Here is a 22,690-nt window from a genome sequence, read left to right on the forward strand (position 1 = left end):
CGGGAGCTGATGCCCCGATGCGCGGCCTGTTGCCTGGACGGGAGCTGATGCCCTGATGTTCGGCCTGATCGTGACCACGCGCAAACGCCTGACGGAGGCCCTGGCCCGGCCCGGCGTCCGGCTGCGCTCCTGGCGCCGGCTGCCGCCGCTCTCCCGGATCGCGGTCTGCTTCCTCGCGGTCGTGGTCCTCACCGCCCTCCTCGCCCCCTGGCTCGCCCCCGACGACCCGCTCGACCAGCAGCCCCTGGTCGGCGGCACCGGCGCGCCCTCCGCCGAGCACTGGATGGGGCAGGACAGCCTCGGCCGGGACATCCTGAGCCGGCTGATGTACGGGGCGCGCTGGTCGCTGGCGATCGGGCTCGGCGCGACCGCGCTGGCCCTGGTCGTGGGCGCGCTCGTCGGGGCCGTGGCCGCGACCTCCCGCAAGGCGGTCGACGAGACGCTGATGCGCTGTCTGGACGTCGTCATGGCGTTCCCCGGGATCGCGCTGGCCGCCGTCCTGGTGGCCGTGTTCGGCGGCGGGATCACGGTCCTGATCTGCGCGATCGCGTTCCTGTTCACCCCGCCGGTCGCCCGGGTCGTCCGGGCCAACGTCCTCGACCAGTACGGCGAGGACTATGTGACCGCCGAGCGGGTGATAGGAGCCCGCACCCCGCACATCGTCCTGCGGCACGTGGCGATCAACTGTGCCGCGCCCGTCCTCGTCTTCTGCACGGTCCAGGTCGCCGAGGCCATCGTCTTCGAGGCGTCGCTGTCCTTCATCGGCGCGGGCGTACGGCCCCCCGACCCGTCCTGGGGCAGTGTCATCGCGGACGGCAAGAACATGGTCCTGACCGGCGGCTGGTGGGCGACCGTCTTCCCCGGCCTGCTGATGCTGATCACGGTCCTCTCCCTGAACGTCCTCTCCGAGGGCGTCTCCGACGCGTGGGCCGCGCCGGTCGCCCGGGAGGTGGAACCGCGCGCGGCACGGGACCCGTTGGAGACCCCGGCGCCGGAGGGCGGCGGCGCGGTCACCGAACTGCCGGGTCTGACCGAGGCCGCCCTGCGGCTGCGCTCCCGGGCCCGGCCCGTCCCCGAGGGCCCACCGGTGCTGTCCGTCGAGAACCTGGCGATCGGCTTCGAGAAGCGGCACCGGGGCGTGGACATCGTCGACGGCATCAGCTTCGAGGTCCGGCCCGGTGAAGTGCTGGGCCTGGTCGGCGAGTCGGGCTGCGGCAAGTCGCTGACCGCGCTGACGGTGATGGGCCTGGAACCCAAGGGCGCCCGGGTGCGTGGCCAAGTGCGCTTCGACCAGCGGCAGTTGGTGGGCGAGCCGATGCGCGTACGGCGGCGGCTGCTCGGCCACGAGATGGCGATGATCTACCAGGACGCCCTGTCCTCGCTGAACCCGGCGATGACGATCCGCGCCCAGCTGAAGCAGGTCGTGCGCCGGGGCGGCAGGCGTCCCGCGCCCGAGCTGCTGCGGCTGGTCGGCCTCGACCCGGACCGCACCCTGCGCAGCTATCCGCACGAACTCTCCGGCGGGCAGCGGCAGCGCGTCCTCATCGCGATGGCCCTGTCCCGCGACCCCCGGCTGATCGTGGCCGACGAGCCGACGACCGCGCTCGATGTGACCGTGCAGGCGCAGATCATCGAACTGCTGCTGCGGCTGCGGGAGGAACTGGGCTTCGCCCTCGTCCTCGTCTCCCACGACCTCGCCCTGGTCGCGGACGTCACCGACCGGGTGGTGGTGATGTACGGCGGGCAGATCGTGGAGACGGGTGTCACGGCGGACCTGGTGGAACTGCCCGCCCACCACTACACCCGAGGTCTGCTGGGCAGCGTCCTGTCGCTGGAGTCGGCGGCCGAGCGGATGACCCAGATCAAGGGCGTCGTCCCCTCCCCCGCCGACTTCCCGGCGGGCTGCCGCTTCACCGGCCGCTGCCCCCGGGCGAGCGAGGTCTGCCGTACGACGGCCCCGGCCCTGCTGGGCACCCGTACGCACACGGCGGCCTGCCACCACCCGGCGGTCGATCTCCTGAACAGCACGGAGGTGATCCGGTGAGCGCGCTCGTGGAGGTCTCCGGCGCCCATGTCGTCCACCGGGCGCGCAGCGGCGGGGTGTTCACCCGGGACCGGGTGTACGCGCTGACCGGCGCCGATCTGATGATCGCGCCCGGGGAGACGGTGGGCGTGGTGGGCGAGTCGGGGTGCGGCAAGTCGACGCTGGCTAAGCTGCTGGTGGGTGTGGACCGGCCGACGGCCGGGACGGTCTCCTTCCGGGGGCGGGACCTGTGGACCATGTCTCCGGCCGAGCGGCGGACGGCCGTCGGCAGCGGCACGGGCATGATCTTCCAGGACCCGTCGACCGCCCTGAACCGCAGGCTGACGGTCCGCCGTATCCTGCGCGACCCGCTGGACGTGCACCGGCGCGGCACCCCGGCCGAACGGGAGGACCGGGTACGGGAGTTGATGTCCCTGGTCGGGCTGCCCCCGGCGCTCGCGGACGGGCTGCCCGGTCAGCTCTCCGGCGGTCAGCGCCAACGGGTCGCGATCGCACGGGCGTTGGCCCTCGACCCCGAGCTGGTGGTGGCGGACGAGCCGACGAGCGCGCTGGACGTCTCGGTCCGCGCCCAGATCCTCAACCTCCTGCTGGATCTCAAGGAACGCCTGGGCCTCGCGCTGGTGTTCGTCTCGCACGACATCCAGACGGTACGGCGGATGAGCGACCGGGTGATCACCATGTATCTGGGCCGGATCGTGGAGGAGACCCCGGCGGCCCTGGTCACCGACCGCGCCCGGCACCCGTACACCCGCGCGCTGTTCTCGGCGACGCCCGGTCTGCTGGACCCGATCGACCCGATCCCGCTGGTGGGCCCCGTGCCGTCGGCGGTCCGGCCGCCGAGCGGCTGTCCGTTCCGTACCCGCTGCTGGAAGGCGGACGAGGTCTGCGGGGAGATCGTGCCGGAGTTCACGGCCGCGTCGGCCGCCGGACACCGGTTCCGCTGCCACCATCCTGTGCAGGAGACGGAGTCGACGCGTGACCTGGTCGCCCAGGCGGTGGCCGCGCCCGCGCCCGACGCCGCACGAGGTATCTAGGGCGTGTTTCGGAAGTCCCTTCTGCTCCGCGACGCCCGGCACGTACTCTCGGCGCACCGGACGCCGCGGAGCCGCCCTCCGGGCGACGAAGGGACTTCCGAAACACGCCCTAGCACGAGGGAGCCGTCATGACCGTCCCCGCCCCGCTGACCGGTGTCGTCCCGCCCGTCTGCACGCCCCTGACACCGGACCGCGAGGTGGACGTCCCCTCGCTCGTCCGGCTGGTCGACCATCTCGTGGCGGGCGGTGTGGACGGGCTGTTCGTGCTCGGCTCGACGTCGGAGGCGGCCTATCTCACGGACGGGCAGCGGCGGCGGGTCGTGGAGACGGTGGTCGGCCATGTCGGCGGCCAACTCCCGGTGCTCGCCGGGGCGATCGACATGACCACGCCCCGCGTCCTGGACCATGTCCGCGCGGTGACGGCCGCCGGGGCCGACGCCGTCGTCGCCACCGCCCCCTTCTACACCCGCACCCATCCGGCGGAGATCGCCCGCCACTACCGGCTGCTCGCCGCCGGCTCCCCCGTCCCCGTCCTCGCCTACGACCTCCCGGCCTCCGTGCACGTCAAGCTGCCCGCCGATCTGGTCCTGGAGCTGGCGGCGGACGGGTCCGTCGCCGGGCTGAAGGACTCCAGCGGTGACCTGGCCGCCTTCCGTACGGTCGTCACGGGCGCCCGCGCCGACACCGCCCTCAGCGGCTTCAGCGTCCTCACCGGCTCCGAACTCGTCGTCGACTCCGCGATGGCGCTGGGCGCGGACGGCGCGGTGCCGGGGCTGGCCAACGTCGACCCCGTCGGCTACGTCCGTCTCGACCGGCTCTGCCGCGCCGGTGACTGGGACCGCGCCCGCGCCGAACAGGAGCGCCTGTGCGCCCTGTTCGCGATGGTCGGCGTCGGCGACACCACCCGCATGGGCCCCAGCTCCTCCGCCCTGGGCGCCTTCAAGGCGGCCCTCCATCTGCGCGGCGTCATCGCCTGCCCGGCCACGGCGGACCCCCAGGTCCCCCTGTCGGAGGCGGAGACCGAGCAGGTCGGCAAGTACCTGGCGGCGGTGGGCCTGTTGTAGCCGTCAGCCCACGACAGCGGTCAGCGGCAGACGGCGGAACTCGATCGTCTCGTACGGGCCCGTCGTGCCGGTCTCGTGGAGGAGGCCGACGTGGGTGCGGCCCAGGGCGACGAGGTCGGAGTAGGCGGCGGGGCGCTGCGAGAGTGTGGTGGCCCTGGTGAAGGTGGTGCCCCCGTCCGCGCTGCGCCAGACGGACATCGCGCGGCGCGTGGTGGGGTCGGAGGGGCCGGAGAAGAGCAGCGGGCCGCCGGAGGGGAGTGGGAGGACCGAGGCCTGGACGACGGGCACGTCCAGCAGGGTGGGCTGGACGGTGTACGGGCGGTCGAGGGAGTCTCCGCCGTCGCCGGAGTAGGCGTCGAGGCGGTTGCCTGGGCTCGTGCCGTGCTGGTCCCGGGCGCTGAAGTAGAGCCGTCCGTCGGGGAGTTCGGCCGCGATGTTCTCGTTGGCGTTGTCGAGGCCGTCGTAGGAGTCGTCGACGAAGCCGATCCGCCAGGTCCTGCCCCCGTCGTCGGAGTGGATCGCGTGGGCGCCGTAGTACCGGGGCTCCTGCCCGCTGTCCGCCGAGCCCGCCGGGGGCGCCGCCGAGTGGTTGGCGGGGACGACCAGGCGGCCCGCGTGCGGCCCCCGGGTGAGGGCGACGGCGTGGCCGGGGCCGGTCGCGTACCAGCGCCAGCCCGGGAGTTTCACGTCCGCCGTGATGTCCCGGGGAGCGGTGAAGCGGCGGCCGTCGTCCCTGCTGGTCTGCACGAAGACGCGGCGGCTCTGTTCGGCGGTCACCTCGCCCCGCATGATCTGCCCCTCGGTCACCGTGCCGCCGTTGTACGAGGTGACGAGCACGACCCGGCCGGTCCTCGGATCGACCACCGGCGCCGGGTTGCCCCGGGTGTCGCCCTGCCCGGCGGCCACCACCCTCAGCGGGCCCCAGGTGCAGCCGCCGTCGCCCGACCGCCTGAGGACGACGTCGATGTTGCCCGTGTCCCCGGCCCCGTTCCGCCGGCCCTCCGCGAAGGCCAGCACGGTGCCGGAGCGGGTGGTGACGGCGGCGGGGATGCGGTACGTGTCGTAGCCGCCCTGCCCCGAGACGTACGGCACGGAGGAGACGCAGCCACGGGTGGGGAACGTGGGGGCGGCGACGGCGGTGGTGGCGGCGGCGAGCAGTGCGGTGGCCGCGGCCAGCGCGGCGGCCGTACGGCGGGTGAGGGACGTGAGGGGGATGGACGTGAGGGGGATGGGCGTGATCGGCACGGCGGCGGCTCCCCGGACGTGGTGACGGGACCCAGGACATGGGACGTCGGATGTCCGGTGAACCTAATGCGCCCCCTGTGGTCCGGCAACAGGGCTGAGCCGATCGGGTATTGACGAGGCGTCAGACCACGCCCGGTGTCACCATCCCCGACTCGTACGCCACGATCACCAGCTGGGCGCGGTCCCGGGCGCCGAGTTTGCCCATGATGCGGCTGACGTGGGTCTTGGCGGTCAGCGGGCTGAGGCCGAGGGTGTCGGCGATCTCGGTGTTGTTGAGGCCGCGCGCGACGAGGGTGAGGACCTCCTTCTCCCGGTCGGAGAGGCCCTCGGGGCCGCCGTCGGGCAGGACCGGCGGCGCGGTGGGGCTGCGGAGCAGCCGGGCGATGAGACGGGCCGTGGGGCCCGGGGAGAGGAGGGCCTCGCCGGCGGCCACCGTACGGATGGCGTCGAGGAGTTCGGCCGGGCGCGTGTCCTTGACGAGGAAGCCGGAGGCACCGGCCCGCAGGGCCTCCACGACGTGCTCGTCCGTGTCGTACGTCGTCAGCACCAGGACCCGTACGCCCGCGAGGTCCTCGTCCGCCGCGATCAGCCGGGTCGCCTCGATGCCGTCCAGGTCGGGCATCCGCAGGTCCATGACGACCAGATCGGCCCGCGCGGTCCGCGCCAGCTCCACCGCCTCCCGGCCGGTCCCCGCCTGCCCCACCACCTCCATGTCCCGCGCCGACTCCACGAGCATGGCGAACGCGGCCCGTACGAGGGTCTGGTCGTCGGCGAGGAGGACACGGATCACGCGCTCGGTCATCGGGCCGCCCTCCGCTCGGCGGCGACCACGACCACGGGCCGCTCCGCCGGTCCGCCCAGCGGCAGCACCGCCTCCACCTCGAAGCCGCCGCCCGTGCGGGGCCCGGCCTCCAGCGTGCCGCCCACACTGCGGGCCCGCTCCCGCATCCCGAGGATCCCGAAACCGGAACCTTCCATCGCGCCCCCCGCGGCTCCGCCCACCCCGTCGTCCGTCACCCGCACCCGGAGCGCGCCCTCCCCGGCCCGCAGCTCCACCCGTATCGCCAAGTCCGCTCCCCCGTGCCGTACGGCGTTGGTCAGTGCCTCCTGCACGATCCGGTAGGCGGCGGCGCCCACCCCGGACGGCACCCCGTCCGCCGCGACCGTGATGTCCACGCGGGCGCCCGCCGTGCGGGCCGCGTCGACGAGGTCGGCGAGGCCGTCGAGGCCCGGCAGCGGGCCCCGGTCGCCGGTGCCCGCGCGGTCGGACTCGCGCAGCACCTCCAGTGTGCCGCGCAGTTCGCCGCGGGCGGTCCGGCAGGTCTCGGCGATGTCGTCGAGGGCCGTGGCGACGGCGGCGCGGTCGAGGCGGTCGGGGTCGGCGGCCAGGACGTGCGCGGCGACGGAGGTCTGCACACCGACGAGCGTGATGCTGTGGGCGAGCAGATCGTGCAGGTCGCGGGCGATCCGCAGACGCTCCTCCGCGACCCGTCGCCGCGCCTCCTCCTCCCGGGTGCGTTCGGCGCGCTCGGCGCGTTCGACGACGGAGGCGACGTACTGGCTGTGGACGCGGACGTATCCGCCGAAGATCAGGACGGAGACGATCCAGCCGGAGATCCGCAGGAACTCCGGCAGCTCGTGCGGCGTGAACAGGGCGTTGACGAGCAGGGTGAACGCCACGACGGCGGCGCCGTTGAGCAGGGTGCGGCGGGCCGTGCCGCTCACCGCGACGGTGTAGAGCACCAGCATGGCCGGGGCCACGGCGGCGGTGTGGTTGTTGTCGAGCATGTGGTACGGGGCGACCAGCGCCACCAGCGTCCAGAGCATGAGGACCGGCCGGCGGCGGCGCCACACGAGCGGCACATGGACGGCGAGCAGCAGCGCGAACCCGAGCGGGTCCGGCACCCGCCCGTCCCCCTTGATCACCACGGCGGCCACACAGTCGACGACGGCCAGGGCGGCGGCGAGGTAGGCGTCGTGGCGCAGGGCGTCGGCGCCGGTGGCCCTCCGCAGCCGTTCGACGAGCCCCGGTCCGATCCTCGTCGTGCCCATGGTTGCCGTCACACCGCTCATCCTCCGTCAGGAGGGCGCCCTTCCGGGAGGGAAGGGCGCCCGTGGGTGGTCGCCGTCAGGTTTCAGTGGCCGACCGCCACGCGTTCCCGGTCCGTGGCCTCGCCCGGCGGTGGTTCCACCGGGTGCGCCGGTTCCCGGGAGAGCGGTCCGGGCCACCACACCTTGCGCCGCAGGGCCACGCTCGCGCTGGTCACGAGGTAGGTGCGGACCAGGAAGGTGTCGAGGAGGACGCCGACCGCGATGACGAAGCCCAGTTCGACGAGGGGGACGAGGCCCATGTTGAGCAGCACGGCGAAGGTGGCGGCCAGGACGAGCCCGGCGGAGGCGATGACCCCGCCGGTGGTGCGGAGCGCGGTGAGCGCGGCGGCGGTGGGTTCGGCTCCGGCGAGGGACTCCTCGCGCATCCGGTGCATCAGGAAGATGCCGTAGTCGACGCCGAGGGCGACGAGGAAGACGAAGGAGAGCAGTCCGAGCCCGGGGTCGGTGCCCTCGAAGCCGAGGACCGGTCCGAAGACCAGTCCGCCGATGCCGAGCGAGGCCGCCCACACCGCGACCACGGCGGCGACCAGCAGCAGCGGCGCGACCAGGCTCCGCAGCAGCGCGACCAGGATGAGCAGCACGGACACGAGCACGATCGGTACGACGACCAGCCGGTCCCGGGCGTTGGTGTCCTTCAGGTCGAGCTGTTCGGCGCTGGGCCCGCCGACGTAGGACTCGGGGAGGGCGTCCCGCAGCGCCTCGATGGTGGCGGTCTCGGCGGCCGACTGCGGCGCGCTCCTCGCGACGACGGAGATCTCGGTCCAGCCGCCGCCCGTGCGGCCCCGTTCGACCGCCGCGATCCCCTGCCGTCCCTCGATCTCGGCGATCGTGGCGTCGGCGCGCCCGGCCGGGGTGATGACGGAGATCGGCTGGGTGCCCTGTCCGGGGAAGGCGCGGCCGAGGGTCTCCATGGCGGCGACCGACTCGGGCTTGTCGACGAAGGAGTCCTCCTGCTTCAGCGAGCCCGGCAGATTGAGCGTGCCGAGGGCGAGCGCGCCCAGCAGGACGGCCCCGCCCGCCAGCACGGTCAGGGGCCGCCGCCCGGCGGAGGATCCCATCGCCGAGAACAGGCTCCGCCGCTGCTTGGGCTCACTGCCGTACGCCGGGACGAGCGGCCAGAACACCCGGCGGCCCAGCAGGACGAGCAGGGCGGGCAGCAGGGTGAGCATGGCGAGGAGGGCGCACAGGACGCCGACCGTCCCGAGCGGGCCCATGCCCCGGCTGCTGTTGAGGTCGGCGGCGAGCAGGCACAGCAGCCCGGCGGCGACCGTCCCGGAGGAGGCGAGCACGGCGGGCCCGCAGCCGCGCAGGGCGACCCTCATCGCCTCGTACGGCCGCTCGATGCGCCGGAGTTCCTCGCGGTAGCGGGAGACGAGGAGCAGGGCGTAGTCGGTGCCCGCGCCGAAGACGAGGATGGTCATCACGCCCGAGCTCTGCCCGGACACGGTCGTCCCGAAGGCCTGGTTGAGCCCGTAGGCGACGCCCATCGACAGGAAGTCCGCGATCCCGGCGACGACGAGCGGCACCAGCCACAGCACGGGGCTGCGGTAGATGACGATCAGCAGGACGGCGACGACGGCGACGGTGGTGTAGAGCAGGGGCCCGCCAAGGGAGTCGTAGACCTTGCCCGCGTCGGTGGCGAGGGCGCCGGACCCGCCGACCTCGACGGTCAACCCGCCCTCGCTGTGCGCGACTTCACGCACCCGCTCGACGAACGCGTCCCGCAGCTCCTCGTCCGTCCCCGGGCCGTTGCTCGCGACCGGGTACATGAGGGTGGTCCCGTCCGGCGAGGGCACCCCCTCCGGGGCGGCGGCCAGTCGGTACCGCTGCCCGATCTCGGCGATCTGCGCCTCGACGGCGGTCCGGTCGGCGGCCGTCAGCCCGCCGTCCCGGTGGTAGACGAGCACCAGCTCGGTGCTCTCGCCGCCGGGCAACCGGTCCTGGATCTCGGCGACTTGGGTGGAGTCCGCGCTCGCCGGCAGATAGTCCACGGCCCGGTCGTTCTGCACCTCGGACAGTTTCGCCGCGAACGGCGAGACCACGGCGAGCAGCACCACCCACAGACCGAGCACCAGCCAGGGCACGGCTCGCCGGCGCGTACGTACGTTTGTCTCTCCGGACCCCATGACGGGTCCCCCTCCCTCGGCGGTGTCTGGACGTTCACCAGACTCCCGGCGCGAACGCCCCGATTCGTCGGGCGCCAGGGCGAGTTGAGGGGTACTGCGAGGGGTGACCCGGAGGGTGCGTTACTCCCTGGGGAGTACGGCGGGGCGGGGGCGGGAACGTTACGACGGGGTCCGGGCCGCCGCCAGCAGCCGGGTCACGTCGTCGGAGCAGATCGTGAGGGCCGCTCCGACCGTGGCCAGCGCGTCCCGTTCGGCCGGGGTGTACGGGCCGTCCGCCAGGGCGATCCGGGCGCCCTGGAGCAGGATCGCCTCGCGGCCGGTCGGGGCGAGGTGGGGGGCCAGCGGGTCCAGGGCCTCGTGCAGCTCTATGGCGAGGCCGGGGCCGCAGGGCTCGCCATAGACCCGTCCGGTGTCGGCGGCCAACGCCTCCACCAGGGCGCCGAGTTGGTCCTCGGTGCAGTCGTCGAACCCGGCCGAGCGGACGGCGGTCGCGGCGACGCTCAGCGAGGGGCGGGAGCAGGTGCCGCTCGCCGCGAGGACGGCCAGGGCGACCGTGTGGACGGCGTCGCGGAGCATCGCGGCGAAGCGGGTGGTGGTGGGGTGGTCGAGGACGTCCGTGGCGTAGTGGTGGCGGCAGGCCGCGCACTCCACCACGGGCCCGGTCTCGCCGCGCGGCAGCACGGGGACGCCGAGGAGGGTGAAGCGGCGGCGGCCGGTGAGGCGTTGGTAGTTGCGGTCGCCTCCGCAGCCCGGACAGAAGAACTCGCCGTCACCGACGCCCGTCCACGCGATCCGGGTGCCCATCACCCGCGACAGACCGGTGGCACGGCTGGTGCACCCGGCGCGGGCGAGCGCGGCGGCATCGCCGATCGGGTCCCGTCCTGGCAGCACGTCGCACCTCCGTCACTCCCCCACACACGGCCCTGGGCGCGGGAAGGTGCACTCTCGGCATCATCGCCGCGCTTGCGTGATGTTAGCCACATTGGTGAGGCGTAGTCAGTACTCCGGACGAGGCCTCCCCACGACGATCACAGGGTTTGGCCGGTAAACGACGGGCCCCGCCCACCGGATTCCGGTGAACGGGGTTTTCAAACCGCCGGTCAGGCTGGTCAGCGGGCCGCTCGGTTGACGGCCGAGACGACCGCCTTCAGCGAGGCACGCGTCGTGTTCGCGTCGATACCGATGCCCCACAGGACCTTGTCCTCGATGGCGACCTCGATGTAGGAGGCGGCCTGCGCGGAGGCGCCCTCGCTCATCGTGTGCTCCTGGTAGTCGAGCAGCCGGGCGTCGATGCCGATGCCCTGCAGCGCGTGGAAGAACGCCGAGATCGGGCCGTTGCCGGTGCCGACCAGGGTGGTCTCCGCGCCGTCGACCTCGGCCTCCACGGTCAGCGTGTCCACGCCGTCCTTGTCGGTGGTCGACTGGTTGTTGCGGACCTGGATCCGGCCCCACGGGTTGTCGGGGTTCGGCAGGTACTCGTCCTGGAACACCGCCCAGATGTCGCCGCCGGTGACCTCGCCGCCCTCGGCGTCCGTCTTCGCCTGGATCAGCTTCGAGAACTCGATCTGCATCCGGCGCGGCAGGTCCAGCTTGTGGTCGTTCTTCAGGACGTACGCGATACCGCCCTTGCCGGACTGCGAGTTGACCCGGATGACGGCCTCGTAGGAGCGGCCGACGTCCTTGGGGTCGATCGGCAGGTACGGGACGGCCCACTCGATGTCGTCGACCGTCCTGCCCTGCTCCTTCGCGGACGCCTCCATGGCGTCGAAGCCCTTCTTGATGGCGTCCTGGTGGGAGCCGGAGAAGGACGTGTAGACCAGGTCGCCCACGTACGGGTGGCGCGGGTGGACCTCCATCTGGTTGCAGTACTCCCACGTGCGACGGATCTCGTCGATGTCGGAGAAGTCGATCTGCGGGTCGACGCCCTGCGAGAACAGGTTCATGCCCAGGGTGACCAGGTCGACGTTGCCGGTGCGCTCGCCCTGCCCGAACAGACAGCCCTCGACACGGTCGGCGCCGGCCATCAGCGCCAGCTCGGCCGCCGCCACGGCCGTACCGCGGTCGTTGTGGGGGTGGACGGAGATGACGACGTGCTCGCGGCGGGAGAGGTTGCGGCTCATCCACTCGAAGCGGTCCGCGTGCGTGGACGGCGTCGAACGCTCCACCGTGGCGGGCAGGTTGAGGATGATCTCGCGGCCCGGACCGGGCTGGTAGACGTCCATCACCGCCTCGCAGACCTCCAGCGCGAAGTCCAGCTCGGTGTCGGTGAAGATCTCGGGGCTGTACTGGTACCCGAACTCGGTCTCGGGGCCCAGCAGTTTCTCCGCGTACTCCATCACCAGCCGCGTGCCGTCCACGGCGATCTGCTTGATGTCGTCCTTGGAGCCCCGGAACACGACCCGGCGGAAGACGGGCGCGGTGGCGTTGTACAGGTGCACGGTGGCCCGCTTGGCGCCCTTCAGCGACTCGACCGTCCGCTCGATCAGGTCCTCACGGGCCTGGGTCAGTACGGAGATGGTGACGTCGTCGGGGATGGCCCCCGGCTCCTCGATGATCGACCGTACGAAGTCGAAGTCCGTCTGGCCGGAGGCCGGGAAGCCGACCTCGATCTCCTTGTAGCCCATCTTGACCAGCTGGTCGAACATCCGGCGCTTGCGCTCGGGCGACATCGGGTCGATCAGGGACTGGTTGCCGTCGCGCAGGTCGGTGGAGAGCCAGCGGGGGGCGGTGGTGATCCGGTTGTTCGGCCACGTGCGGTCCGGGATGTCGACCTGCTCGTACTGTCCGTACTTGTGGATCGGCATGGACGTGGGCTGCTGGCGGTTCGCCATGATGCGTGGGCTCCTCGATGGTCCGGTCACTGCCGGAAAGGACGGCCGACGACACAACGCCAAAGCACCGCGGGGAGGGGGTCGGCCTCTAGTACAGGCCCTCGCCGCGGCAGCTAAGGAGAAGCAGCCCGAAACGCATGATGCTGCGCAGCCTAGCCGAGTCCTGCCGGGTGCGGGGGGCCGTATCAGTATGCGGGACCGGGGCGGATAGGTGGACAAAAGGTGCGCGAGCCCACACCTGGGCCACCCTCAGTAACACGACGCGGACGATACGCAACCCATACGGCGACATTTCACCAATCATGGTTGCCCCCAGTGACACACCCCCGACGGAGTGCAACCGTGTCAGCCATGACGACCAACGGGGGCCACGAGCCCGTCTTCTGCACCGTCGTACCACCACACGTCCTCGACAAGCTCTCCCAGGCCGAGGACCCGGCCCTCGCGGGCGCCGCGCGCAAGACCCTGGAGCGCGACGCCTTCGAGCGCACCCACCGCCGGTTGACCACGGTCATCGGCGCCCCGAGCATCGCCGCGCCCGCGGGCGCCGAGACCGGCACCCCGCACCGCACCATCCACGACGCCCGCCACGGCACGGACCTGCCCGGCCGCAAGGTGCGCGGCGAGGGCGAGGCACCCGGCAAGGACGCCACGGTCAACCGCGCGTACGCGGGCCTGGGAGCCACGTACGAACTGTTCTGGAAGTCCTTCGAGCGGGACTCGATCGACGGCAACGGGCTGCCGCTGGACGCGACCGTGCACTACGACCGCGACTACAACAACGCCTTCTGGAACGGCGAGCAGATGGTGTTCGGCGACGGCGACGGCGAGATCTTCCTCGACTTCACCATCCCGATCGACGTCATCGGCCACGAACTGAGCCACGGCGTCACCCAGTACACGGCGAACCTCACGTACTTCGGCCAGCCCGGCGCGCTGAACGAGTCGATGTCGGACGTCTTCGGCGCCCTGATCAAGCAGTACACGCTCGGCCAGACCGCCGCCGAGGCGGACTGGCTGATCGGCGCGGGCCTGCTGGCACCCCGTGTCACGGGGGTCGCGCTCCGCTCGATGAAGGCCCCGGGCACGGCGTACGACGACGACGTCCTCGGCAAGGACCCGCAGCCCGCGACCATGGACGACTATGTCCGCACCGGCCGCGACAACGGCGGCGTGCACATCAACTCCGGCATCCCCAACCACGCGTTCTACCTCGCGGCCACGGCCCTCGGCGGGCACGCCTGGGAGCGGGCCGGGCAGATCTGGTACGACGTCCTCACCGGCGGCGAACTGGGCAAGCAGGCCCTCTTCCCCGACTTCGCCACACTCACCGTGAAGGCCGCGAGGGCGCGCTACGGCGAGGGCGACGAACTGACGGCGGTACTGAAGGCCTGGGAGCAGGTGGGCGTGCGGACGCTGTAGTTCCGTACTAGACAGGACCCATGCGTATTCAAGTGCGGCGCACGGGCGGCTTCGCGGGCATCGAGCGGCACGCGGTGGTGGACACCACCGGGCGGCCCGATGCCCCCGTCTGGCGAGCCCTGGCCGAACGGGCACTCTCCGCCGGCCGGGGCTCGCCACCGCTCGGGGTGCCGGACGGCTTCTCGTACGAGATCACGGTGGACGGCAGGGTCGTGCACTGCGCGGACCCCGGGCTGTCGGAGGACCAGCGGGAGCTGATCAGAAAGGTGCTCAAGGAGGGTGCGTGAGCGGGCACTTCCCCCCTCCCGCGCCCTCGGGCGTTGACTTCCCTTACCCGTGGTACGGATGATCCGCTCATGGCGACCAATCCGACGGACTCGACGAGCCCGACGAACCCGATACCCCAGTTCCCGGCAGGCTTCCTGTGGGGCGTCTCGACCTCCGCGCATCAGATCGAGGGGGCCTCGGGCGAGCGCGAGCCGTCCGTGTGGGACGCCTTCTCGGCCGGGGCGGGTCACATCAAGGACGGCTCGACGGCGGAGGTGGCCTGCGACCACTTCCACCGCTACCCCGAGGACGTGGCCCTGCTGCGCGACCTGGGCGTGGGCGCGTACCGCTTCTCGATCTCCTGGCCGAGGGTGAACACACCGAACGGCCTGGACTTCTACGACCGGCTGGTGGACGAACTCGTGAGCGCGGGCGTACGCCCCGTGCCGACCCTCTTCCACTGGGACCTGCCGTCCTCGCTGGAGGAGGCGGGCGGCTGGCTGAACCGGGACACGGCCGAGCGGTTCGCGGAGTACGCCGCCGTGGTGGCCGCCCGGCTCGGCGACCGGGTCACCAAGTGGATCACCATCAACGAGCCCGCCGAGCACACACTGCTGGGCCACGCGCTCGGCACCCACGCCCCCGGCAAGCAGCTGATGTTCGACGCGCTCCCGGCCGCCCACCACCAGCTGTTGGGCCACGGTCTCGCCGTACGGGCCCTGCGCGCGGCCGGAGTCACGGACATCGGCATCGCCAACTCGCACGGGCCGACCTGGGCGGCGTCCCAGGCCCAGCCGGACGTGGAGGCGGCCGGCTTCTACGACCTGCTGCTGAACCGCCTGTTCGCGGAGCCGGTGCTGCTGGGCGAATACCCGGAGGGGATAGGCGAGTTGATGCCGGGCACGGACATCGACTCCGACCTGAAGACGATCTCCGAGCCGATCGACTGGTACGGCGTCAACTACTACGCGCCGACCCGTGTCGGGGCGCCCGAGGGCGCGGACATCGAGTTCGGCGGTGTCTCCATCCCCGCCGAACTCCCCTTCACCGTCAAGCAGATCGAGAACGTCCCCACCACCGACTTCGGCTGGCCGGTCGTCCCCGAGGGCCTCACCGAGCTTCTGACGGACTTCCACACGCGCTACGGCGACCGGCTGCCCCCCGTCGTCATCACCGAGAACGGCTGCTCCTACGACGGCATCGACGACCAGCAGCGCATCGCCTACCTCGACACCCACATCCGCGCGCTGCACCGCGCGTCCGAGGCGGGCGTCGACATCCGCGGCTACTTCGTCTGGTCCCTCCTGGACAACTTCGAGTGGGCGGAGGGATACGCCCGCCGCTTCGGCCTGGTCCACGTGGACTACGAGACGCAGAAGCGAACCCCGAAGTCGTCGTACGCCTGGTACCGGGAGGTGCTGAGGGCGCAGAGCGGGGGGTGACTTGGGGCGGGGGGCGACTGCGGGTCCGGTGGGGGCTTCTCGCGCAGTTCCCCGCGCCCCTTAAGGGCCAAGGCCGTGAAGTTATGGGCTGATCGTCGGCGTCAAGATGTTGATGCTGAGGGTGGCTGTGTAGGTGCGTCGGTCGATATTGAGGCTTTTGTAGGCGTATCGGGACAGGGGTCGTTTCACTGCGCGGGGGCTGATGCGGAGGCGGCGGGCGGGCATGAGGTGTTCCAGGACGGTTCGGCCGATCGTCCCGACGAGGTCGATCGTGGTGCCGGCGATGATGCCCGCGGCCTGGACGATCTGGTCGCGGGCGCATCGCAGGGCAACGCTGAAGCTGGCCCGGTCCGGGTCTGTTCCGGGTGTGGCCCCGGTGGCGTCGGCGATAGCGATCCGCAGGGCCTGGTAGGCGCTCAGCAGGGCGTAGACCTCCTGGGCGATGCCGGGCGGAGTGGTGGAGCGCAGGACCCGCCGGCCCAGCATCGTTTTCTTGATCGCGAAGTAGGCGGACTCCACTTCCCACCGCTCGTGATACAGACTGACCAGGTCGGATGCCGGGTAGCGGTGGTGGTCCAGGAGGTTGGTGGCCAGCCGGTAGAGCCCGGTGCGGCGGCCCTGGCTGGTGGTGACGGTGATCTCGCATTCGATGATGCGGACCTCGAGGGCGCCGAAGCGGGAGAGGTGGGAGCCGTCGCCGAAGCGGGCCAGGACGGGAGGTTTGCGGGTGGCAGTGATGCGTGCGAGGAAGGAGGCTTCGGTGGCGGCGACGGCTGTCAGGAACGCGTTGCCCGAAAAGCCCCGGTCCAGCAGGACGATCATTCCGGCGTGCAGGGAGCGCATGAGCCGCCTGCCGTGTCCGGTCTCTCCCTGGGAGCGCGGTCCGAAGGCGGCATCCAGGATCGCCCGGGTGCCACAGGCCACCAGCGCGGTCAGGCAGATCTGCGGGTAGCCGGCAGTTCCGAACCGGTTGGACCCCTTGCCCAGACGGGCCCGGTGCGGCGGGCTGTCGGGAACGTCGAGGTAGGTGCCGTCGATCGCAACGGCCAGCAGGCCCTTGAAGCGGGCGCCGCGGGTGCGGATCACCGTGGCCGGCCCGCGCAGCAGATCGAACAGGGCCCGCATGGGCCGCACGCCCAGACGCCTGCGGGCGTCCCAGAGCCCCGCGCCGGTGATCTTCACGACCGGTATCGTCTCCAGCGCGGCGGTGAGCCTGCGCCAGACGGCCAGGTAGCCGCAGTCCTCGAACAGGGCCGCGGCCAGCAGCAGGTAGACCACCACCCGGGCGGGAATCTTCCGCAGCCGTTGCTGGACAGCACCGGTCTCGGCAAGGACCGCATCGACCATCTCGAACGGGATGATCCGGGTGAGTTCCCCCAGATGCCCCGGGGCGAACACGCCCTTGGCTACCGTGATTTCCCGCGTGATGACACACTGATCGGACAGCGGAGCCTCCGGTCCTGTGAACGGCTGTCTTGGTCGACTGCCAGTTCTACCGGGGCTCCGCTTCCCACGTTCCAAGAAGCCATAGAACCAGAGCGCACTTGCCAACGCTCCCAAAGCCCTAACTTCACGGCCTTGCCTTAAGGGCCTACGGCCCTTTCGGGGCGAAAAGCTCGGGGCGCAGCCCCGGCTTTTCAGGGGCGCGGGGAACTGCGCGACCAGCCCCCACCGGACCCGCACGCACCCACACGCACCCACACGCACCCACACGCACCCGCAGAAAATCACAGCGGGCCCACAGGGAACGGTTCCCCTCTTACCGCGCTCTTCCCTTCCGACCACCCTCACCACCGAAGGGACACCCGTGCCCCCGCGCCCAGCCAGGCCCACCCGCAGAGCGATAGCCGTACTCGCCGTCTCGGGCACCCTCCTCGCCACCCCCACCCTCACCACCTCCACCGCGTTCGCGGCCGGCCCACCCCCCACCGACCTCCGCGCGGACACCAACCGGGACGGCAGGGTCGACGTCACAGGCACCACGGACACCGCCGGCGAGAACGGCTGGACCCTCTCCCGCGGCGCCGTGATGCTCCCCAACATCGACGACGACACCCGCCGTTGCCCGGCCACGGGCCCGAAGGGCAAGCCCCTCACCAACACCCAGCTGGCCGCCTGCAACGACGCCTCCGACACCAAGGTGAACGGCACCGCCGACGCCGCCGACCTGGCCCGCGTCCGGTCCGTGCCCCGGAACGTGCCCGCCGGAGCGCAGGGCACCGTGAAGGTGACCGCGGGCGACCGGCAGACCCGGGTGTTCGTCAAGCGGGGCAAGAAGTGGGAGCCGGTCACGGCGAAGACCCGGCTGTCGCGGGCCGAGTTGAAGGCGGGCGTGGAGTTCGGTGTCGAGGCGAAGGACGTCATCCGGGACACGGCGAAGTGGGACGGGACGGCCCGGGTCCGGCTGACGGTGAAGTCGTCCAAGGGCACCACCGCCGACTCGGTCACCCTGCGCGTCGCCCCGCTCCTCACCCACCACCATCTGCAGAACGCCCAGCAGTTGCTGGTCACCAAGGTCTCCGGCGGCAACTACGGCAAGCTCAACAAGGCCTTCCGCGAGGGCCTGGACAAGGCGGCCGAGAACGCCGGCATCACCCAGCCGACGGTGAACTTCACCAAGTACGGGGACATCTGGGCGCAGGACTTCGTCGAGCCCGCGTACGTCAGCATGACGGGCACGAACGGCAAGCGGCAGGCGATGCGGGTGATGCTGCGCTCCGCCCAGCTGGACCGGGAGGCGGGCCGGGAGCTGTTCGAGAAGATGCGCGGCCCGAACATCGGTGCCGTGCAGGTGACGGGCGCCAAGGACTCGGAGGAGTGGACGCTCAACTCCATGGGCAACCTGGAGACCATTCCGCCGTACGCGCAGGGCGACCGCTCGTTCCCGGCGGGCCGGATCATCATGGGCCAGCGCCCGGACACCGGTTCCAAGCCGGCCAAGGTGATGCGGACGTTCCTCAAGTCCCAGGGTCCGCAGGACCCGTTGTTCCTGGACACGTCCTGGCTGCACGTGGGCCATGTCGACGAGTTCGTGCAGTTCCTGCCCGCCGACACCCCGCGCGGCTGGAAGATCGCGATCGCCGACCCCGAGGCGGGGCTGAACCTGCTGCGTGACGCGAAGGCCGCCGGTCACGGCGCCAAGCCGATGTTCTCCATCCCGAACGTCCCCTGGGAGTCCATCTCGGAGGCCCTCGGCTCCAAGAACCTGGTCTCCGACAACAACCTCGCCACGCGCCGCATCGAGGCCAACCTCGCGGTGCTCAAGCGCGAGACGGGCGTCACGGACGCCGAGATCGTCCGCGTCCCGGCCCTCTACACCCAGGGCCGGGAGATGGTGGGCGAGACGCAGTCGGGCGAGGACGCCAAGACCCGCCTGCCCCGGCTGACCCGCCTCGGCGCCGGCGAGGAACTCCCGGAGGTGGCACGGGAGTACGGCCAGCAGCGCCGCCTGGACGAGGGCCCGGCGTCGAGGGAAGGCATGACCGCCGCCTCCCCGGCCGCGCCCGCTCCCTCGGTCATGACCAGCGCCTACGTCCCCGGTGCCGTCAACGGCGTCGTCCTCAGCCGCACCCACTACCTCGCGCCGCGCCAGTGGGGCCCGGTCATCGGCGGCAAGGACATCTTCACCGAGGCCGTGACAGCCGCGTACAGCGGCGCCGGCATGAAGGTCTCCTACCTGGACGACTGGGAGACGTACCACCTCGGCATGGGTGAGATCCACTGCGGCACCAACACCCTGCGGAACACCTCGGCGGCCTGGTGGACGCGCTGACGCCCACCCCCACCGACTGACCCGAGATGCCCGCCGCCGCCCCGGAGAACCGTCCCGGGGCGGCGGCCCTTCTCTCTCAGGCCGGGCCCCGGCCCCGCGGATCCTCCAGCCTCACGAGGGCGTCCTGTGCGGTGTCCCGCTGCTCGGCGGTGAGGGGCACCGCCGCCGCCCGTGCGAGCGTGGCGGTCGCCGTCTCCTCGTCGCCGAGGCGGACGGCGACATCGGCGCGCAGCACGAGCAGCCGCACCAGCAGCGTCGGCGTCGGTTCCGCCGCCGACCCCAGCACCCGGTCGATGACCCGCGCCGCGGCCACCGGATCCTCCTTCGAGTCCGTCAGCAGCGACGCGTGGTGCAGGGCCCGCGCGAAGGTCTCCTCCGGGGCGGGCCGGTGGCTCTGGTCCTCGCTGGTCGGCTGCCCGACCCGGACGCAGTTGCCGCCCGGATCGGTCATCAGGAACTGCCGTACGCCGTACGACATGTCCTTGAGCGGCCCGAGACGCGGCAGCCCCCGCGTGGGTATCCGTCCGTACGTCTCCCTGAGGCCGGCCCGGAACGCGGCGTACAGCGCGTCGACGTCGTCCGTGATCACGTAACAGGTGCTGACCGACGCGGCCGGGTCGTACGCCCTCAGCCCGAAGAACCGCAGCTCGATCCCGCCCCGCTCCACGACGGCGTACGGATTGGGGCTGCGCTGTCGGAAGGTGACCTCGAAGCCGAGGGCCTCGTAGAAGTCGAGGAGCGGCTGGAGGTGCTGACACGGAAGGATCGGAATCGTCTTCTCGCCCACGCCTCACTCTAGTCAAATTTGACCAGCGAAGGCGACCCCTTCGGGCCGGGCACCCCCTTCGGGCCCCTCACACGGGATCGATGTCGGCCGGGGCTGTCAGAACCCCAGGCTGTCAGAACCCCAGCTTGCGCAGCTGCCTCGGGTCGCGCTGCCAGTCCTTGGCGACCTTCACATGCAGGTCCAGGAAGACCGGCGTACCGAGCAGCGCCTCGATCTGCTTGCGGGACTTGATACCGACCTCCTTCAGGCGCTTGCCCTTGGGGCCGATGATGATGCCCTTCTGGCTGGGGCGCTCGATGTAGACGAAGGCGTGGATGTCGAGGAGGGGCCGGTCGGCGGGGCGGTCCTCGCGGGGGAGCATCTCCTCGACGACGACGGCGATGGAGTGCGGTAGTTCGTCGCGGACGCCCTCCAGGGCCGCCTCGCGGATCAGCTCGGCGATCATGACCTGCTCGGGCTCGTCCGTGAGGTCGCCCTCCGGATAGAGGGCGGGGCCCTCCGGGAGCAGGGGCACGAGCAGATCGGCCAGCAGGTCCACCTGCTTGTCGGCGACCGCCGAGACGGGCACGATCTCCGCCCACTCGAAGCCCAGCTCCTTGCCGAGCTGGTCGATGGCGATCAGCTGTTCGGCGAGCTGCTTGCTCTCGACGAGGTCGGTCTTGGTGACGATCGCGATCTTCGGCGTCTTCTTGATGGACGCCAGCTCCTTCGCGATGAAGCGGTCACCGGGGCCGAGCTTCTCGTTCGCGGGAAGGCAGAAGCCGATCACGTCGACCTCGGCCCAGGTCGTGCGGACGACGTCGTTGAGCCGCTGGCCCAGCAGGGTGCGCGGCTTGTGCAGGCCCGGGGTGTCGACCAGGATCAGCTGGGCGTCCGGCCGGTGCACGATGCCCCGCACCGTGTGCCGCGTCGTCTGCGGCTGGTCCGCCGTGATCGCCACCTTCTGGCCGACCAGAGCGTTCGTGAGGGTGGACTTGCCCGCGTTGGGGCGGCCCACGAAGCAGGCGAAGCCGGCACGGTGGGAGGCCTCGGCCGGCTGCTCGGATGACTGGGTACGCACGCTCATGGCGCCCATTCTCCCTGATCGCCGGAGCCCGGCCGCACTCAGCACCGAGCGTGAGCTTTCCGAAACCCTCACGCAACGAAACGTCACGGAAACACACCTGTACACGTCCGGAAACGCACGCCGATCACCCTCTGACGAGCCCCCGCACCGTTGGAGACCATCGTGACCCTTGCCGCACAGGGCATCGACACCGGCGACACCGCCTGGCTGCTCGCCGCCACCGCCCTCGTCCTGCTGATGACCCCGGGCCTGGCCCTCTTCTACGGCGGCATGGTCCGCACGAAGAGCGTCCTCAACATGCTGATGATGAGCTTCGTGTCGATCGCCCTGGTCACGATCGTGTGGCTGGCCGCCGGCTACTCGCTGGCCTTCGGCGACGACGCCTTCGGCGGACTCATCGGCGGCCTCGACCACCTCGGCATGAACGACCTCGGCCCCGCGAGCGTCCACGGCACCGTCCCCACCCTCCTGTTCGCCACCTTCCAGCTGACCTTCGCCGTGATCACCGCCGCGCTGATCAGCGGCGCGATCGCGGACCGCGCCAAGTTCGGGGCCTGGCTGGTCTTCGTCCCGGTGTGGGCGCTGCTCGTATACGTTCCGGTCGCGCACTGGGTGTGGGGGCCGGGCGGCTGGATCCTCGACGACCTCGGCGCCCTCGACTTCGCGGGCGGTCTGCCGGTCGAGGTCACCTCCGGCGCCTCCGGACTGGCCCTCTGCCTGGTCCTCGGCCCCCGCCTGGGCTTCAAGAAAGACGCGATGCGCCCGCACAACCTGCCCATGGTCATGCTCGGCGCGGGTCTGCTCTGGTTCGGCTGGTTCGGCTTCAACGCCGGCTCCGCGCTCGGCGCCAACGGTCTGGCCGCCGCCGCGTTCCTCAACACCCTCGCCGCCGGCTGCACGGGTCTCCTCGGCTGGCTCTTCGTCGAGCAGAAGCGCGACGGCCATCCGACGACCCTGGGCGCGGCCTCCGGCGCGGTCGCGGGCCTGGTCGCCATCACCCCGTCCTGCGGCTCCGTCTCGCTGCTCGGCGCGCTGGTCATCGGCCTGGCCGCCGGTGTCGTCTGCTCCTACGCCGTGGGCTGGAAGTTCAGGCTGAACTACGACGACTCCCTCGACGTCGTCGGCGTCCACCTGGTCGGCGGGATCATCGGCACGGTCCTGATCGGCGTCTTCGCCGTCGAGTCGATGACCGGCGGAGCCGAGGGCCTCCTCCACGGCGGCGGGTTCGGCCAACTCGGCAAGCAGCTGGTGGCCGTGGTCGCCGTCGGGGCGTACGCCTTCCTCGTCACGTACGGCATCGGCAAGCTGATCGACAAGGTGCTGGGCTTCCGCGCGGACGAGGATCACGAGCACACCGGCCTCGACCTTACGGTGCACGCCGAGACCGCATACGATCACGGCGTCCTGGGCCACGGCGCCCCGGTCGGCGCGTCCCTGGCGTCCTCCGCCCCCTCCTCGCAGAAGGCCAAGGCTTAAGG

Annotated in this window: 17 protein-coding genes; 8 read left to right on the forward strand and 9 right to left on the reverse strand. The window is 71.6% G+C overall.

Features of this window, described 5'->3' with window-relative positions:
• Positions 1-55: 55 nt before the first annotated feature.
• From F9278_RS13710 to F9278_RS13720, 3 genes are all read left to right on the forward strand, one after another.
• On the forward strand, positions 56-2,044 hold the full coding sequence (locus F9278_RS13710; protein WP_152168585.1) for a dipeptide/oligopeptide/nickel ABC transporter permease/ATP-binding protein: 1,989 nt from the start codon (positions 56-58) through the stop codon (positions 2,042-2,044).
• Complete coding sequence (locus F9278_RS13715) at positions 2,041-3,078, forward strand: oligopeptide/dipeptide ABC transporter ATP-binding protein (protein WP_152168586.1); 1,038 nt, start codon at positions 2,041-2,043, stop codon at positions 3,076-3,078. The genes F9278_RS13710 and F9278_RS13715 overlap by 4 nt, the downstream gene beginning before the upstream one ends.
• 128 nt (positions 3,079-3,206) lie before the next feature.
• Positions 3,207-4,142 carry a dihydrodipicolinate synthase family protein gene (locus F9278_RS13720; RefSeq protein ID WP_152168587.1) on the forward strand — a complete coding sequence of 312 codons (936 nt, stop codon included), beginning with the start codon at positions 3,207-3,209 and terminating at the stop codon, positions 4,140-4,142.
• Positions 4,143-4,145: 3 nt separating this feature from the next.
• Here F9278_RS13720 and F9278_RS13725 read toward each other — a convergent pair whose 3' ends face one another.
• The 6 genes from F9278_RS13725 to leuA all read right to left on the reverse strand — a co-directional run bounded on the left by F9278_RS13725 (position 4,146) and on the right by leuA (position 12,456).
• The gene (locus F9278_RS13725) at positions 4,146-5,300 is read right to left on the reverse strand and encodes a sialidase family protein (protein ID WP_226967289.1); all 1,155 of its coding nucleotides are present in this window, start codon (positions 5,298-5,300) and stop codon (positions 4,146-4,148) included.
• 208 nt (positions 5,301-5,508) lie between these two features.
• A complete protein-coding gene (locus F9278_RS13730; RefSeq protein ID WP_152168588.1) occupies positions 5,509-6,189 on the reverse strand; it encodes a response regulator in 681 nt (226 codons plus the stop codon).
• Positions 6,186-7,460 carry a sensor histidine kinase gene (locus F9278_RS13735; protein ID WP_152168589.1) on the reverse strand — a complete coding sequence of 425 codons (1,275 nt, stop codon included), beginning with the start codon at positions 7,458-7,460 and terminating at the stop codon, positions 6,186-6,188. Before F9278_RS13735 ends, F9278_RS13730 begins: the two co-directional genes overlap by 4 nt.
• A 62-nt stretch (positions 7,461-7,522) precedes the next feature.
• Entirely contained in the window at positions 7,523-9,625 is a 2,103-nt protein-coding gene (locus F9278_RS13740; RefSeq protein ID WP_193241466.1) for an MMPL family transporter, read from the reverse strand.
• A gap of 159 nt (positions 9,626-9,784) precedes the next feature.
• Positions 9,785-10,516, reverse strand: a complete 732-nt coding sequence (locus F9278_RS13745) for a tellurite resistance TerB family protein (RefSeq protein ID WP_193241467.1) — start codon at positions 10,514-10,516, stop codon at positions 9,785-9,787.
• A 218-nt stretch (positions 10,517-10,734) separates the two neighbouring features.
• The gene (leuA, locus tag F9278_RS13750; protein ID WP_152168591.1) at positions 10,735-12,456 is read right to left on the reverse strand and encodes a 2-isopropylmalate synthase; all 1,722 of its coding nucleotides are present in this window, start codon (positions 12,454-12,456) and stop codon (positions 10,735-10,737) included.
• 351 nt (positions 12,457-12,807) lie between these two features.
• Between leuA and F9278_RS13760 the strand changes: the two genes are divergently transcribed.
• The 3 genes from F9278_RS13760 to F9278_RS13770 all read left to right on the forward strand — a co-directional run bounded on the left by F9278_RS13760 (position 12,808) and on the right by F9278_RS13770 (position 15,587).
• A complete protein-coding gene (locus tag F9278_RS13760; protein ID WP_152168592.1) occupies positions 12,808-13,878 on the forward strand; it encodes a M4 family metallopeptidase in 1,071 nt (356 codons plus the stop codon).
• 20 nt (positions 13,879-13,898) lie between these two features.
• Entirely contained in the window at positions 13,899-14,165 is a 267-nt protein-coding gene (locus tag F9278_RS13765) for a protealysin inhibitor emfourin (RefSeq protein WP_152168593.1), read from the forward strand.
• Positions 14,166-14,234: 69 nt separating this feature from the next.
• A complete protein-coding gene (locus F9278_RS13770) occupies positions 14,235-15,587 on the forward strand; it encodes a GH1 family beta-glucosidase (protein WP_152168594.1) in 1,353 nt (450 codons plus the stop codon).
• 81 nt (positions 15,588-15,668) lie between these two features.
• Here the strand turns inward: F9278_RS13770 and F9278_RS13775 are convergent, their stop codons facing one another.
• Positions 15,669-16,985 carry an IS4 family transposase gene (locus F9278_RS13775; protein ID WP_193241414.1) on the reverse strand — a complete coding sequence of 439 codons (1,317 nt, stop codon included), beginning with the start codon at positions 16,983-16,985 and terminating at the stop codon, positions 15,669-15,671.
• A gap of 409 nt (positions 16,986-17,394) precedes the next feature.
• On the opposite strand from F9278_RS13775, the gene F9278_RS13780 reads away from it, so the two are divergent.
• Positions 17,395-19,359 carry a protein-arginine deiminase domain-containing protein gene (locus tag F9278_RS13780; protein WP_193241468.1) on the forward strand — a complete coding sequence of 655 codons (1,965 nt, stop codon included), beginning with the start codon at positions 17,395-17,397 and terminating at the stop codon, positions 19,357-19,359.
• Positions 19,360-19,435: 76 nt separating this feature from the next.
• On the opposite strand, the gene F9278_RS13785 is transcribed toward F9278_RS13780, so the two are convergent.
• Together F9278_RS13785 and era are read right to left on the reverse strand one after the other, a co-directional pair.
• Positions 19,436-20,146 (reverse strand): bleomycin resistance protein, encoded by a 711-nt coding sequence (locus F9278_RS13785; RefSeq protein WP_152168595.1) that lies wholly within the window; start codon positions 20,144-20,146, stop codon positions 19,436-19,438.
• A gap of 112 nt (positions 20,147-20,258) precedes the next feature.
• Positions 20,259-21,221 carry a GTPase Era gene (gene era / locus F9278_RS13790; RefSeq protein WP_193241469.1) on the reverse strand — a complete coding sequence of 321 codons (963 nt, stop codon included), beginning with the start codon at positions 21,219-21,221 and terminating at the stop codon, positions 20,259-20,261.
• Positions 21,222-21,374: 153 nt separating this feature from the next.
• Between era and F9278_RS13795 the strand changes: the two genes are divergently transcribed.
• Positions 21,375-22,688, forward strand: a complete 1,314-nt coding sequence (locus F9278_RS13795; RefSeq protein ID WP_193241470.1) for an ammonium transporter — start codon at positions 21,375-21,377, stop codon at positions 22,686-22,688.
• Positions 22,689-22,690 lie beyond the last annotated feature (2 nt).

This window comes from Streptomyces phaeolivaceus (genome assembly GCF_009184865.1).
Classification (GTDB): Bacteria; Actinomycetota; Actinomycetes; order Streptomycetales; family Streptomycetaceae; genus Streptomyces; species Streptomyces phaeolivaceus.

Coding starts and splice junctions, on each gene's coding strand:
- era (WP_193241469.1), bottom strand. CDS start 21,221: ATGGGCGCCATGAGCGTGCGTACCCAGTCATCCGAGCAGCCGGCCGAG.
- F9278_RS13760 (WP_152168592.1), top strand. CDS start 12,808: ATGACGACCAACGGGGGCCACGAGCCCGTCTTCTGCACCGTCGTACCA.
- F9278_RS13770 (WP_152168594.1), top strand. CDS start 14,235: ATGGCGACCAATCCGACGGACTCGACGAGCCCGACGAACCCGATACCC.
- F9278_RS13730 (WP_152168588.1), bottom strand. CDS start 6,189: ATGACCGAGCGCGTGATCCGTGTCCTCCTCGCCGACGACCAGACCCTC.
- F9278_RS13740 (WP_193241466.1), bottom strand. CDS start 9,625: ATGGGGTCCGGAGAGACAAACGTACGTACGCGCCGGCGAGCCGTGCCC.
- F9278_RS13735 (WP_152168589.1), bottom strand. CDS start 7,460: ATGAGCGGTGTGACGGCAACCATGGGCACGACGAGGATCGGACCGGGG.
- leuA (WP_152168591.1), bottom strand. CDS start 12,456: ATGGCGAACCGCCAGCAGCCCACGTCCATGCCGATCCACAAGTACGGA.
- F9278_RS13720 (WP_152168587.1), top strand. CDS start 3,207: ATGACCGTCCCCGCCCCGCTGACCGGTGTCGTCCCGCCCGTCTGCACG.
- F9278_RS13710 (WP_152168585.1), top strand. CDS start 56: ATGTTCGGCCTGATCGTGACCACGCGCAAACGCCTGACGGAGGCCCTG.
- F9278_RS13765 (WP_152168593.1), top strand. CDS start 13,899: ATGCGTATTCAAGTGCGGCGCACGGGCGGCTTCGCGGGCATCGAGCGG.